This window comes from Vibrio sp. 10N.222.55.C6, from assembly GCF_041473395.1.
Classification (GTDB): Bacteria; Pseudomonadota; Gammaproteobacteria; order Enterobacterales; family Vibrionaceae; genus Vibrio; species Vibrio crassostreae_C.
The window spans coordinates 1-348 of the sequence record NZ_JBFRSD010001208.1 but is presented as its reverse complement, the minus strand read 5'-3'; the positions used below and the strand labels follow the sequence as shown (position 1 = coordinate 348).

Annotated in this window: 1 protein-coding gene; it reads right to left on the bottom strand. The window is 42.2% G+C overall.

Annotated elements, in window-relative coordinates; translation table 11 throughout:
- The coding region (locus AB4486_RS28215; RefSeq protein ID WP_372120135.1) for a hypothetical protein at positions 1-348 on the bottom strand (348 nt) is incomplete at both ends.

The following is a 348-nucleotide window of genomic DNA, read 5'->3' as shown; positions in this document are numbered from 1 at the left end:
TCGACACCACTAGCAGCCCATCCGTTAAATGACTCTTTGTTTTTAACTTTATTCTTGTGCGCAGTAACTATGGCTTTAGATGCGTCATGCACGTCTACCATTGATAGAGCTAGACAATCATTGATTTCTTGTGACACCGCTGTGATAGAAACGTCATTAGATAAGCTATTCAGATTGGCGCGTTGAGTTATTTGCGTTGTGTTCGTGATTTGGGTTGCGAATTGCTCTTGAGCTAGCTTTGATGCCTGAATATCAGCATCTAATTCAGCAAGTGTTTGTGTTGGAACTGGTAACCCAACAAACGTTGCGAAGTCACCGATTTCGTGACCCTCAAGCTCTCTTTTATGA